Origin of the sequence: Bacillus sp. SIMBA_154 (assembly GCF_046536015.1) — a bacterium.
GTDB lineage: Bacteria > Bacillota > Bacilli > Bacillales > Bacillaceae > Bacillus > Bacillus pumilus_P.
In genome coordinates this window covers 78,944-91,460 of record NZ_JAWJBV010000008.1, presented here as the reverse complement: position 1 = coordinate 91,460, position 12,517 = coordinate 78,944, and the positions used below count along the sequence as shown (strand labels likewise).

Here is a 12,517-nt window from a genome sequence, read left to right as displayed (position 1 = left end):
ACATGAGCTTGCAGTTCAGTGTACTAGCGAGCGGAAGTACGGGGAACGCTTTTTATTTAGAAACAGACGAGCATGCCTTTTTGGTGGATGCTGGCCTAAGCGGCAAGCAGATGGTCGAGCTGCTTGGTCAAATCGACCGAAAGCCTGAAGACTTGGACGGAATTTTTGTGACACACGAGCACTCAGATCATATTAAGGGGCTTGGTGTCATGGCAAGAAAGTACAAACTCCCCGTCTATGCAAATGCGAAAACGTGGAAGGCAATGGAATCTCATATTGGGAAGATTGACACCGAGCAGAAATTTCATTTTGATATGGAGACGGTTCAATCCTTTGGCGGTCTTGATGTCGAGTCATTTGGCGTGTCACATGATGCGGCAGAGCCTATGTTTTACGTGTTCCATTATGGAGGGCGAAAGCTTGCCCTCATGACGGATACAGGCTATGTGAGTGATCGCATGAAAGGAATTATTAAATCAGCCAATACATTTGTATTTGAGAGCAATCATGATGTCGGTATGCTGCAAATGGGCCGATACCCATGGAGTATTAAGCGCAGAATCCTGAGCGACGTTGGACATGTATCGAATGAAGATGCCGCTCTTGCGATGACAGATGTAATTGGGGATGCCACCTCACGCATTTACTTAGCTCACTTGAGTCAAGACAACAACATGAAGGATTTAGCCCGTATGGCGGTCCAGCAGACGCTTGAAATGAAGGGCTATGTTGTGGGGGACGGCTTTGATTTATATGATACGGATCCGAAAAAAGCAACCCCGCTTTGCGCCGTATGATTTTGACAATCGTATGATTAAGATAAGAGCTTCTTACCAACACTATATACATCATCTATTCACTGAAAGGAAGGAAACATAGTGGATTATCGCGATGTAGAGTGGAAGCCGAGACGGAGCAGAAAAGGATATTTCCTATCTGGTTTGATCGGTGTATTGGTAGGAGCTTTTTTAATGGGATTCTTTTTCCCCTATGTATCTGGACAGAGCGGCAGTCCCTTTGGTTGGCAGCCGGCCGGAGACCAGCAAGCATCAGAGGGCCCTTTAAAGACAGTCAATGTGAGCGTCAATGATGCTGTCACGAAAGTGGTGTCTAGTATGTCGGATACGGTTGTCGGCGTCATTAACATCCAAAAGTCGAGCTTTTGGGAGGAAGGTGGAGAAGCAGGCAGCGGGTCAGGTGTGATTTATAAAAAAAAGGGCGATACCTTTTATATCGTGACCAACCATCATGTCATCAAAGGCGCAAACCAGCTTGAAGTGAGCCTTCAGGACGGGACAAGAATTGGAGCCGATCTTGTCGGCAGCGATCAGCTCATGGATTTAGCGGTACTCACCGTCAAAAGTGATAAGATCAAGAAAACCGCCGCCTTTGGCAATTCAGATCATGTGAAGCCAGGTGAGCCAGTCATCGCCATTGGAAATCCATTAGGGCTTGAATTCGCGGGCTCTGTCACACAAGGTGTCATTTCAGGAACGGAACGTGCGATTCCTGTGGACTCGAATGGAGACGGACAGGCGGATTGGAATGCGGAAGTTTTGCAAACAGATGCCGCCATCAATCCGGGAAACAGTGGTGGTGCGTTGATCAATATGGACGGGAAAGTGATCGGTATCAATTCAATGAAAATTGCTGAATCAGAAGTTGAAGGAATTGGGCTGTCCATTCCTGCGAATTTGGTTATCCCTGTCATAGAGGATTTAGAGCGCTATGGGGAGGTCAAACGTCCATACCTTGGGGTTGGCATGAAATCATTAGCCGATATTGCGAGCTACCACTGGCAGGAAACGTTGAAACTGCCAGAAAAGGTCACAACCGGGGTCGTCGTGATGAGTGTTGAACCTTTGTCTCCAGCAGGAAAAGCGGGGCTAAAAGAGCTGGATGTCGTGACATCCTTTGATGGCAAAGATGTACAGAATATCGTGGATCTGCGTAAATATTTATATCAAAAGAAAGTCGGCGACAAGGTAAAGGTGCAATTTTACCGAAGCGGAAAGAAAAAATTAGTAGAGGTCAAACTCTCCCAGACCGACCGATTCGGCGGATAACCAGTTCCAACAAGGGACTGGTTTTTTTTGCATGCTCATCATATGATGAAGGAAAGGGGGAGGTACGATTGGTTACACTACAACCGATGTCACAAACAGATTACGATTCATTGATGGAGGAAGCCATTAAGCGGTATGCAGAAGAAAAAGTGCTCGCAGGGACATGGGAGAAGGAAGAAGCACTTGAGAACGCAGAAGATCAATTTGATAGGCTGCTTCCAGAAGGTCTTCAAACAGAACATCATGAGCTGTGGAACTTCTTAAATGGAGAAGAGGCGATTGGCTGGGTTTGGCTTTGTTATGATCCGAATCACCCTCAACAGGAAGGATTTATTTATAACTTTATTTTGTTTGAAGCTTATCGAGGAAAAGGTTTTGCGAAGCAGGCCATTGCTGCATTAGAGGAGCAGGCAAAGTCATTAGGTGTGCAAAAACTCTCGCTGCATGTCTTTGCTCATAATCAAATTGCCCGTGCGTTGTATGAGAAGACGGGATTTGCGGAAACCGGCATTTACATGAGCAAACCCTTATAAAAAAGAAGAAGTACCGTGCGGAGAGCGTACGGTACTTTTTATGAGGAAATCATGGCATCCTGAGCCGTGACTCTGTATAGGTCTATTTTGCATTTCACGAAAGCGCGGATGATCGCAGGGACTTGGGCTTCTGAACGAATCAACAATGAGGTCTCGTCATCACTGATCACAAGATCTGTTCCCACAGTTTGTAAATACTGCGTGAGAACAGGCTTCACCTCATCATCAATCCATGCATGCCTGAATGTTGCACGAATGTTTGAGGATGTGATGGTTTTCTCTTGAGGATAAGTATGTGGGGACACTAATTTTCCTTCAGAAATAAACGCAGTTTTGGTACAGATACTATCTGTGAACCTTGGACGGTCAGTTGTTAAAAAGACGGTTTTGCCTTCATCTTTTAACGTATCAATGACCCGCTGGATATTCAAGATAGAATCTGAATCAATATCGGCAAAAGGCTCGTCGAGCAAAATAAATTCAGGTTGATGGGCGATGGCCTGCGCAATTCCGAGCCGCTTCTTCATACCAGGAGTAAAGGCACCGACTTTCTCCTGATGATAGCGATGTAAACCGACGAATTCGAGTAATTCTTCATAATCGCTCGTTTTCTGGCGTGTACCGGTAATTTTTGATAAATAGGCAATATGCTCAAGTGCCGTGAGCCCTTCATATAAGTCCGTATATTCAGGCAGAACACCGATGTGATGCCTCACTTTTTTTAACGAAGGCATGTCCATCATTGTAAACGTACCAGAGGTCGGGCGGGAAATTCCCGTAATGATATTGAAAAACGTGGTCTTACCAGCACCCTTTGGTCCGATGAGTCCGAAGATATCGCCTTGATTGACATCAAGGTTAATATGATCTACTGCGACTTTTGTTCGATATTTTTTTGTAAGCCCTTTTGTATGTAGCATTTAGACATCCCTCCTTTGAAACAGCAGCGCAGTTCCAATGAGTAAGACAACGGTCAATGCTGCATTCATCAGCACATAGGTCAGCGGTTCATTCCATCGCGCATAATAATAAGGCGTCATGTATTTGAACCAATGAATCAACCGTTCTGAAGAGAGAACAGAAATCATACTGACGATTGGGAAAAGAAAGGAAAACAACATACCGACAAACATCGATTTCTGCGGTGTTGGAAAGAGCATGGACAGAAACAAAGTACATGAGATGCCGACACTGATAAAGGTTAAGGTTTTTAAGGCATCAGAGAACAGAAAACGATGTGAAATCACCATATTCAGTACATATGTCGTCATAATGCAGCTGAGCCAAAACAGCATCAGTCCAAGATATTTTCCGACGATAATATTCAAACGGGTCGTTTTACTGACGAGAAAACGAATGGTTTTCAAGTGAATTTCGCGACTCATAATATCATGAGACAATAAAAAAATAAGGAAAAAACCAAATAAAGACATCACCAGTTCATTCCCAATGGAATAAGGGTCCTTTGCCTGTTCCCATTTCCCTTGATAAGCAGCTATAAATGGAAGACTTGATACAAAAGTAGATAAAATGAAAATAATAACAATTGTTAAGATGGATTTTGTGCTTTTGAAGAGCTGCTTAAACTCATTCATACAGATGGTCCACACACACTGTACCTCCCTTCCTCTTTATTATAACGCTAGAAAAGAAAGACACCATATCTCGCTCTTTAACATTTGTTTAAATTTTATAAAAAGAAGACTCTTCCAGTATCAGTTGACTCATTTTTAAAAATGTTCAGAAAAATATCTTGATTTATAAAATAACATCATGTATGATAGCTTTAATTCAAAATAGTTGAACAGGCAATGACGAGAGAAAGTACAATCATCAATTTTTCCACAGAGAGCTTCGGCAGCTGAAAAGAAGCAAAAATAATGATTCGAAAAATGGTCTCTGAGCCTCGTACTGAACATATCTTTGATATCAGTAGGTCACGACGAGAGTTGGTACTCGTTATCAAAACCACAGTATATGAGCCAGATTGGAGCTTTGTACTTGTAGAGGCTGTTTAGCGCGAGCAAACAGTAAATAAAGGTGGTACCACGAGACAAATACCTCGTCCTTATGATTCAAAGATAAGGATGGGGTATTTTTTATTGTCCACTTTTTTCATACAAATGTTCAAATGTTCCACGTGAAACACCACAACCATTTTTTCAAATGAAAGGGAGATTAACATGAGTGAACATGCATTGGTTTTACAATCAGATTTCGGCATTGATGACGGAGCAGTCAGCGCAATGTACGGAGTGGCAAATACGGTAAGCAGCAACATCCGCATTTTTGATTTAACACACAACATTCCGCAATATGACATTTGGGAGGCATCTTATCGCCTGCTGCAAACCGTCACATATTGGCCGGAAGAAACGGTCTTCGTATCCGTTGTTGACCCGGGCGTTGGATCAGAGCGAAAGAGTCTTGTCGTCAAAACAACAAGCTCGCACTATATCATTACCCCAGATAACGGGACACTCACGCACGTCGCGCAGGATATTGGGATTATGGAAGCCCGTTATTTAGATGAAACCATTAACCGGCTGCCGAAGTCGGGAAAATCACATACATTTCATGGGAGAGATATTTACGCGTATACAGGCGCGAGAATTGCTTCAGGCGTGATTTCTTTTGAAGAAGTCGGATCAAAGGCGAATATTGATGATATTATTCACCTTCCAGTCGTAAAGGCTTATGCCAAAGAGGAAGTGATCACAGGAACAATTGATATTTTAGATGTGAGGTTCGGAAACCTATGGACAAACATTCATCACACGTTATTTGAACAACTTTCAATCAATTATGGTGATGCAATAGAAGTTACCATTGCCAACGGCCCGAAAAATGTGTATAAAAATATCATGACCTATGGACGATCTTTTGCCGATTTAAAGGTAGGCGAACCACTCGTATATGTCAATTCACTCGATCATTTAGGCGTGGCGATCAATCAAGGGTCATTTGCAAAGGCTTATAACATCGGTACAGGCACAGGCTGGCGCCTTTCGATTCGCAAAGCTCCGCGCATTATATACGAATAAGAGGAGGAAACAACATCATGGCAGGTAAACAACTTTCAACGAAAACTGTCGTTGCCATCGGAATTGGCGCAGCCGTCTTTGTCATTTTAGGACGCTTCGTCTCCATTCCAACTGGAATTCCGAATACACAAATTGAAACATCGTACGCATTCCTTGCATTAATGGCCGTTTTATTTGGTCCTGTTGCAGGCGCACTGATTGGTTTTATTGGCCATCTCATTAAAGATGCCACCACATTTGGCCCTTGGTGGAGCTGGATTATTGTTTCGGGTGTTGTTGGTTTACTGATCGGCTTCATTTCAAACCGTTTAAAAGTAGAAGAGGGCGACTTCGGCTGGAAAAAGATCACGCTCTTCAACGCCGTACAAGCAGGCGCACAGGCATTAGGCTGGTTTGTCATTGCCCCTGTACTCGACATTGTGATCTATGCAGAACCTGCGAACAAAGTGTTTGTGCAAGGTATCGTAGCAGGAATTTCGAACATCATCACAGTCGGTGTACTAGGAACAATCATCATTGCAGCTTATGCGAAAACGAGAAGCAAAAGCGGCAGCCTATCGAAAGAAACATCATGAAGCAAGGTGGAACACATAAATGAAGAAACCGATGATTCAATTCGAGCATTTCGGATTCAAGTATCGCAGTCAGTCAGAACCGACATTGAAAGATATCAACCTGACCATCTATGAAGGGGAAAAAGTCCTCATCGCAGGCCCGTCTGGATCGGGAAAAAGCACATTAGCCCATTGTATCAATGGGCTAGTTCCTGCGTCTTATAAAGGGTCTATGGAAGGAAGTCTTCACATCGGCGGTAAGAATGCAGAGAAAGAAAACATTTTCTCCCTCTCACAGCTTGTCGGGACGGTGCTGCAGGACCCTGATGGGCAATTTATCGGGCTGACCGTTGGTGAAGACATCGCGTTTACGCTTGAAAATGATCAGGTCACGCGCGAAGAGATGAAAGCCCGTGTAGCAGAAGCGGCGAGATTAACAGAAGTAGACGGCAAGCTGGCAGCATCCGTGCATGAGCTGTCAGGCGGTCAAAAACAGCGTGTAGCCATTGCAGGTGTACTTGTCAACGATGTCGACATTTTATTATTTGATGAACCACTTGCAAGCCTTGATCCTGCTACTGGCAAAGAAGTGATCGATCTCATCGATCGACTGCAAAAAGAAACGAAAAAAACCGTCGTGATGGTCGAGCACCGATTAGAGGACGTCCTCTTTCGTCATGTGGACCGCATCATCGTTGTCAATGACGGAACGATTGCGGCTGATATGACACCAGATGAATTACTCGCTTCAAATGTGTTGGAAGCGGTGTATTTGCGCGAGCCATTATATGTGAAGGCCTTGAAATATGCAGGCATTCCGGTCGCACCAGGAGATCAGTTAGCTAATTTACAGCACCTCACCTTAGATGACGAGGCAAAAGAGAAAATCGAACAGTGGATGGAAGCATCTGAGCATCAAACAGAGCAGATTGCAGCGCAGGATTTACTAGAAGTACGTGAGCTGAGCTTTGACTATCCGACAAGACCAAACACGCTGAGCAACATCTCTTTTACCGTCAAAAAAGGAGAAATGATCAGCATCGCAGGAGCCAATGGTGCGGGCAAGACGACATTGTCCAAGCTGCTCTGCGCGTTTGAAAAGCCAACTGAAGGGACAATCCTTTTAAGTGGTGATGACATTACAGGAGATACGATCAAACAACGCTCCGAACGAATCGGTGTCGTCATGCAAAACCCAAATCAAATGATTTCAAAACAAATGATCTTTGACGAGGTCGCACTTGGTCTCGTTTTAAGAGGCGTACGAGAAGACGAAATCAAGGAACGGGTGGAGCGGGTTCTGAAAGTATGCGGACTGTTTCCATTTCGGAATTGGCCCATCTCGGCCCTCAGCTTTGGACAGAAAAAACGCGTCACCATTGCGTCTATTCTTGTATTAGAACCTGAAATCATCATTTTAGACGAGCCAACCGCCGGACAGGATTTTAGACATTATACAGAAATGATGACGTTTTTAGAGCAATTAAATAAGCAGGATGTCACGATCTTCATGATCACCCATGATATGCATTTGATGCTCGAATACACAACAAGAACCATAGTCATTTCAGATGGAGAAAAAATCGCAGATGACACACCGGCCAAAGTGCTGACAGATCAACTGCTTGTCCAAAAGGCGAGTTTAAAGGAAACGTCGCTGTATGAACTGGCGCTGAAAGCAGACTGGCCGAATCCAAATGAACTCGTGGATCGCTTCATTGAGGTTGACAGAAAGGAACGAATGACATGGCTGTAGACATGCTGTCCTATATCGATCGCCCGTCGCCGATTCACCGGCTGACAGGTGCAACCAAACTCATTTGCTTTATCCTCTGGTCATCCGCAGCGATGCTCACGTATGATACAGGCGTATTAGTGTTTATGCTAGCCGCCAGTATCGTATTCTTTCAGCTGTCGAACGTGCGACTTCGTGATATATCCTTCGTGGTGATCGTCCTGGTGATTTTCCTAGTGATCAACAACATCGCCATTTACATCTTTGCGCCGCAGCAAGGTGTCGCCATCTACGGAGCAAAACACGAGCTGTTTCATATCGCAGGCTGGTACAATGTCACGCTTGAACAGCTTTTCTATCAATTGAACATTACACTCAAATATGTGACGGTTATGCCAGCGGCACTTTTATTTATCGTCACAACGAATCCAAGTGAATTTGCCTCATCACTCAGCCGAATCGGGGTCAGCTACCGGATTTCCTATGCTGTAGCGATTGCCCTACGCTATATTCCAGATATTCAGCGGGATTTTCGAACGATTGCCATTTCTCAGCAGGCAAGAGGAATCGATTTATCGAAGAATGAAAAACTGGGGAAACGAATCAAAAATGCGTTATCGATCGTGATGCCGCTGATTTTCTCCAGTCTGGAGCGGATTGAGACGATCAGCAATGCGATGGAGCTGCGTGGATTTGGAAAGCATAAAAAGCGCACATGGTTTACCGCCAAAGACTTTCAAAAAGCAGATTATGCAGCATTCTTGTTTGTTGGTGTGGTACTGATTGTGTCGCTTGTGATGACTTTTGTCAGAGGAACGAGATTTTATAATCCGTTTATATAGAAGGAAGCCTTCACAGGAAGTGGAGGCTTTTTCGTTTTGTTTGTGGACAAAAGGTGTGGAAAATGGCAAAAGACTATTAACATGTGAATAAATCGGTTATATTGAACAATGAGTGAAATATTGTGAATAACCGGAGAACATATTGGAGGAAAAAGAAACTTATGAACAAAATATTTTATGCTTGTGCAGAACACATTGAAACCGTATTAGACATGTACATAGATGATCACGAAGTGCCACCAGAATTCAGAAAAATCGAACATACACACAGCTTATCCACAACCTGTGAATTGTGCGCTGAACCTGCAATATATATAGTGGGGAACGAATGATCGGACACAAAATACACAAATTTTATCCACAATTGTTGATAACTCATATGAATAACTTGTTCTTAAGGTGGGGATGACCTGTGAATATATCAATTATCACAGTAGGAAAATTAAAAGAGAAGTATTTAAAGCAAGGCATAGCCGAATACACAAAACGATTACAGGCCTATGCGAAAATGGAGATCATTGAGCTCGCGGACGAAAAAGCGCCCGAACACCTCAGCGATCAAGACATGAAAATCATCAAAGACAAAGAAGGCGAACGCATCCTAAGCAAAATCAACCCAGACGCCCACGTCATCGCCCTCGCCATCGAAGGAAAAATGAAAAGTTCCGAAGAATTAGCCGATACAATAGATAATCTGGCAACATACGGAAAAAGCAAGGTATGTTTTGTCATAGGCGGGTCGCTTGGGTTAAGTGACGCTGTCATGCAGCGTGCGAATGAGAAACTGTCTTTTTCGAGGATGACGTTTCCGCATCAGTTGATGAGATTGGTGTTGGTGGAGCAGATTTATCGGGCGTTTCGGATTGTGCGGGGGGAGCCTTATCATAAGTGAGTGAGATCTTTTTACGTCCAAAACTTCAAAATCTGTATTTATGATTAAAAAATAATAGATAAAATAATTACTTCATTAAATAACTAATTATGAATTTAAATATTTAATTTACCATTATTATAAGATATTATGTTTGTGTATTTGAATTTGAGTGATACTTCAGTCACGAATTGGAGATGGTTCTTATAAGAATAAAAATGTATGGGATTATAATTAGTATAATAGTTATGGTTTTCGTTTTTGTTTTTTTTGTATTAAATGACTTAAACAATATAAATAAAGAGAGTGAGAAACATAACTTCAGTGAAGATAAAAAAATCCAATGGAATATTAAGTTGCTTGATCCATATATGAACAGTGGGAGAAGCGAAGGAAGAACTAAAGTTAAAATAGCTATCTTAGACAGTGGTATTAATCAACAACATCAGGATTTAAAAGATATTGTTAAAAAGGAATATAATGCTGTTACTCCAAAAAGACCTGTCACCGATGATTTTGGTCATGGCACTGCCGTGGCAGGAATCATTGGAGCAAGACAATCTAATAAAGGTATAACAAGTTACAATCATTCAGGTGTGGAGCTTTATGATGTTAAGGTTTTAAATCAACAAGGTAAAGGAGATGTTGATTCTTTAATAAAGGGTATTGAATGGAGCATAAAAGAAGGTGTACATATAATCAATATCAGTTCAGGAGTAGTTACTAATAAAGCTAAATTAAAGTCATCCATTGATAAAGCAGTGTCACATGGAATAATTATAGTAGCTGCAGCAGGTAATACATATGGAACTGGTGTAGAGTATCCAGCGAAATACACAAATGTGATATCAGTTAATTCTATTAAAAAAAATCTTAAAAGGCCAAGCTCAGCGGCAAGAGGAAAGATAGATTATATTGCACCAGGAGTTGATATACTCTCTACTAATCATAGGGGGGAATATAGTTTGTTTACTGGAACCTCCTTTGCAGCCGGACATGTTACTGGTGTAATTTCACTGTATGTTCAGGATTACTTGAGTAAATCTAAGAAGTTAAATGTTGATGAACTTATGAAAAAGTTGAAACAAGAATCCCGAAAAGTTCAATCTTTAAATGATGATGAGCAAGGGAACGGATTAATAATCTATAATCATAAAGGAGCCTAAAATGAATTGTAAAAAAATAATAACTATATTAATAGTGACTGCGATGGTAATTGTAAATTTACCAATAAATCAAGCCGAAGCGATTAGTGAAACTAATGAAGTAAATAATCAATTATTAGAAAATCAGTTTGATGAGATTAAGCAGGAAGTCTATGATGAATTAAATATTGATTATACTGATGAATTGGATATTAATTTAATTGACTTAGAAGAAGAATCACTTCATATTGAAACTACCTTTAACTCAGACGATCTTGAAGTTAAGGGTGACCTTGAAATGAGCTTAGAAACGGAAGAAATGAACTTTACGTCATCTATTATTGATGAAAATGGTAAACTTATTAACAAAGAATATGACATTGCCGTTGAAGAGGCGGATAATGAAACGTTTAAAGCTACCTTAACAGATAAAGACTCTGGTGAAAAATACACTGTTAATTCTGAAGAAATTGAGGCTTCTATTTTACCAGCTATTATTTTAGGTGTGATTATCAGAACTTCTGCTAAGATTGCTTTTAAGATGTATACAAGAAGTCAAATTTTAAGAGCTGTTACTGCAGTTACGTTTAAATCTGTGCAGCTACAAAAGAAATTTAAACATGCTGTTGATTTTGGTGTAAAAGGATCTTATAGCAAGGCAAATGCAAAAAAATTTGAAACAGCTCTAAGAAACCACGTAAGTCGTTCAAGTCATGTATATAGAACAAAGCATAGTGGACAATCAGGTTACGTTATGATGCATTTAAAGGGGAATAAAGCTGCATTTTTCAAGCAGAACGGTGAATTTATTACAGGTTATAAGCTCTCAACGAAACAAAAAAATAACTATGTTAGAATCGGTGAGTTAATAGTTAAGAGGTGATTAATAATGGGTATAGGTGGATCTGTAAATGTTGGTGTTGTTTTTCGTGAAAATGATCATATACCAATCTTTCAGTCTTTCGTAAATTCCTTAAAAAAAAGGGACGTGTCCTTTAAGAAAGTAAAGTATAGTATAGATCCAGATGGAGAAAATTGGATTGAACAAAGTATAAGTAAAAATATCATCGAAGATGCATATTTGTCTGGTCACTATACAGAATTTGAAGTATTAAATCTATTTAATAGCTCTAAACCAGTAAGGTTAACAATTCATATAGAAGATGGATACTTTGGTTTCTTACTAGATTTTAACTGGGAAGAAGTAGCCTCTCAAGAAGTATTTATTCTTCAAAATCAAATGCTACATTTTTTAATCGAACTTTATCAGGATCTATCTTATCATCATGCGTTCATTGGTCACGAAATTGAAGTTGATGTCCATCCAGATGATTTTGAAGGTTTCATTGGAGAAGCTGATTATCCAGTGGGGCTTATTGGTAAAAGAGATAGATTAGTTATTTATTATGGTTCAGTTGGAATGGATGGATTATCCGCTCAAAAAAAGAGAACAGAATTAGTTAATTTATAGATCAAGCAAGCGTCATTCAATAGAATTGAATGACGCTTTATTTAATTAATGGCGTAATAAAATAAACTAGTGTTTAAATCAAAAGAAAGGTTACTATAAAAGACTTTTTGGAATACGTTTAGGTGATATTTTGCTGCTTCATATTAGGTGCAATATGGAATTGAGCGATACTGGAAAAGTATGTTATTATTTAATGGTTAAAGACTCAAAGACTCAAAGACTATTCAAAAGTATAATTGTCCATATTTAAATATGC

At 40.8% G+C, this 12,517-nt stretch carries 14 protein-coding genes and 1 other annotated feature; of the genes, 12 read left to right on the top strand and 2 right to left on the bottom strand.

The genetic code is table 11. The features are described 5' to 3' along the window. Nucleotides 1–2 precede the first annotated feature (2 nt). The 3 genes from R0K30_RS12775 to R0K30_RS12765 all read left to right on the top strand — a co-directional run bounded on the left by R0K30_RS12775 (nucleotide 3) and on the right by R0K30_RS12765 (nucleotide 2,599). Nucleotides 3–797, top strand: coding sequence for an MBL fold metallo-hydrolase (locus R0K30_RS12775; RefSeq protein ID WP_099727302.1), 795 nt, complete (start codon nucleotides 3–5; stop codon nucleotides 795–797). Between the two features lie 78 nt (nucleotides 798–875). After that, nucleotides 876–2,066 (top strand): S1C family serine protease, encoded by a 1,191-nt coding sequence (locus R0K30_RS12770; RefSeq protein WP_410611122.1) that lies wholly within the window; start codon nucleotides 876–878, stop codon nucleotides 2,064–2,066. 68 nt (nucleotides 2,067–2,134) lie between these two features. Beyond that, complete coding sequence (locus R0K30_RS12765) at nucleotides 2,135–2,599, top strand: GNAT family N-acetyltransferase (protein ID WP_327925016.1); 465 nt, start codon at nucleotides 2,135–2,137, stop codon at nucleotides 2,597–2,599. 38 nt (nucleotides 2,600–2,637) lie between these two features. Here the strand turns inward: R0K30_RS12765 and R0K30_RS12760 are convergent, their stop codons facing one another. After that, complete coding sequence (locus tag R0K30_RS12760) at nucleotides 2,638–3,519, bottom strand: ABC transporter ATP-binding protein (RefSeq protein WP_410611045.1); 882 nt, start codon at nucleotides 3,517–3,519, stop codon at nucleotides 2,638–2,640. Continuing rightward, nucleotides 3,520–4,209: an ABC transporter permease subunit gene (locus R0K30_RS12755; protein ID WP_099727298.1), complete on the bottom strand. Its 690-nt coding sequence runs from the start codon at nucleotides 4,207–4,209 to the stop codon at nucleotides 3,520–3,522. It lies immediately after the preceding gene. A gap of 192 nt (nucleotides 4,210–4,401) precedes the next feature. Beyond that, nucleotides 4,402–4,672: a binding site (T-box leader), on the top strand. 110 nt (nucleotides 4,673–4,782) lie between these two features. Here R0K30_RS12755 and R0K30_RS12750 point away from each other — a divergent pair. The 9 genes from R0K30_RS12750 to R0K30_RS12710 all read left to right on the top strand — a co-directional run bounded on the left by R0K30_RS12750 (nucleotide 4,783) and on the right by R0K30_RS12710 (nucleotide 12,261). Further along, nucleotides 4,783–5,643: an SAM hydrolase/SAM-dependent halogenase family protein gene (locus tag R0K30_RS12750; protein ID WP_410611042.1), complete on the top strand. Its 861-nt coding sequence runs from the start codon at nucleotides 4,783–4,785 to the stop codon at nucleotides 5,641–5,643. Between the two features lie 17 nt (nucleotides 5,644–5,660). Further along, nucleotides 5,661–6,218, top strand: a complete 558-nt coding sequence (locus R0K30_RS12745; protein ID WP_012011871.1) for an ECF-type riboflavin transporter substrate-binding protein — start codon at nucleotides 5,661–5,663, stop codon at nucleotides 6,216–6,218. A 19-nt stretch (nucleotides 6,219–6,237) separates the two neighbouring features. Next, a complete protein-coding gene (locus R0K30_RS12740; RefSeq protein WP_410611040.1) occupies nucleotides 6,238–7,953 on the top strand; it encodes an ABC transporter ATP-binding protein in 1,716 nt (571 codons plus the stop codon). Continuing rightward, the gene (locus R0K30_RS12735; protein WP_410611037.1) at nucleotides 7,944–8,774 is read left to right on the top strand and encodes an energy-coupling factor transporter transmembrane component T family protein; all 831 of its coding nucleotides are present in this window, start codon (nucleotides 7,944–7,946) and stop codon (nucleotides 8,772–8,774) included. Before R0K30_RS12740 ends, R0K30_RS12735 begins: the two co-directional genes overlap by 10 nt. Nucleotides 8,775–8,935: 161 nt before the next feature. Further along, nucleotides 8,936–9,106: a CxxH/CxxC protein gene (locus R0K30_RS12730; protein ID WP_099727294.1), complete on the top strand. Its 171-nt coding sequence runs from the start codon at nucleotides 8,936–8,938 to the stop codon at nucleotides 9,104–9,106. Nucleotides 9,107–9,186: 80 nt separating this feature from the next. Further along, on the top strand, nucleotides 9,187–9,666 hold the full coding sequence (rlmH, locus tag R0K30_RS12725) for a 23S rRNA (pseudouridine(1915)-N(3))-methyltransferase RlmH (RefSeq protein WP_410611035.1): 480 nt from the start codon (nucleotides 9,187–9,189) through the stop codon (nucleotides 9,664–9,666). 176 nt (nucleotides 9,667–9,842) lie between these two features. Next, nucleotides 9,843–10,811, top strand: a complete 969-nt coding sequence (locus R0K30_RS12720; protein WP_410611120.1) for a S8 family peptidase — start codon at nucleotides 9,843–9,845, stop codon at nucleotides 10,809–10,811. Nucleotide 10,812: 1 nt separating this feature from the next. Continuing rightward, nucleotides 10,813–11,673: an SAR2788 family putative toxin gene (locus R0K30_RS12715; protein WP_230031405.1), complete on the top strand. Its 861-nt coding sequence runs from the start codon at nucleotides 10,813–10,815 to the stop codon at nucleotides 11,671–11,673. A gap of 6 nt (nucleotides 11,674–11,679) precedes the next feature. Next, complete coding sequence (locus tag R0K30_RS12710) at nucleotides 11,680–12,261, top strand: Imm64 family immunity protein (protein ID WP_410611032.1); 582 nt, start codon at nucleotides 11,680–11,682, stop codon at nucleotides 12,259–12,261. The last annotated feature ends 256 nt before the right edge of the window (nucleotides 12,262–12,517 follow it).

Bases quoted from the DNA above. Each gene is read 5' to 3' on its own strand.
- R0K30_RS12775 (WP_099727302.1), top strand. From the start codon at position 3: ATGAGCTTGCAGTTCAGTGTACTAGCGAGCGGAAGTACGGGGAACGCT.
- R0K30_RS12760 (WP_410611045.1), bottom strand. From the start codon at position 3,519: ATGCTACATACAAAAGGGCTTACAAAAAAATATCGAACAAAAGTCGCA.
- R0K30_RS12750 (WP_410611042.1), top strand. From the start codon at position 4,783: ATGAGTGAACATGCATTGGTTTTACAATCAGATTTCGGCATTGATGAC.
- R0K30_RS12745 (WP_012011871.1), top strand. From the start codon at position 5,661: ATGGCAGGTAAACAACTTTCAACGAAAACTGTCGTTGCCATCGGAATT.
- R0K30_RS12740 (WP_410611040.1), top strand. From the start codon at position 6,238: ATGAAGAAACCGATGATTCAATTCGAGCATTTCGGATTCAAGTATCGC.
- R0K30_RS12735 (WP_410611037.1), top strand. From the start codon at position 7,944: ATGGCTGTAGACATGCTGTCCTATATCGATCGCCCGTCGCCGATTCAC.
- R0K30_RS12730 (WP_099727294.1), top strand. From the start codon at position 8,936: ATGAACAAAATATTTTATGCTTGTGCAGAACACATTGAAACCGTATTA.
- R0K30_RS12720 (WP_410611120.1), top strand. From the start codon at position 9,843: ATGGTTCTTATAAGAATAAAAATGTATGGGATTATAATTAGTATAATA.
- R0K30_RS12715 (WP_230031405.1), top strand. From the start codon at position 10,813: ATGAATTGTAAAAAAATAATAACTATATTAATAGTGACTGCGATGGTA.
- R0K30_RS12710 (WP_410611032.1), top strand. From the start codon at position 11,680: ATGGGTATAGGTGGATCTGTAAATGTTGGTGTTGTTTTTCGTGAAAAT.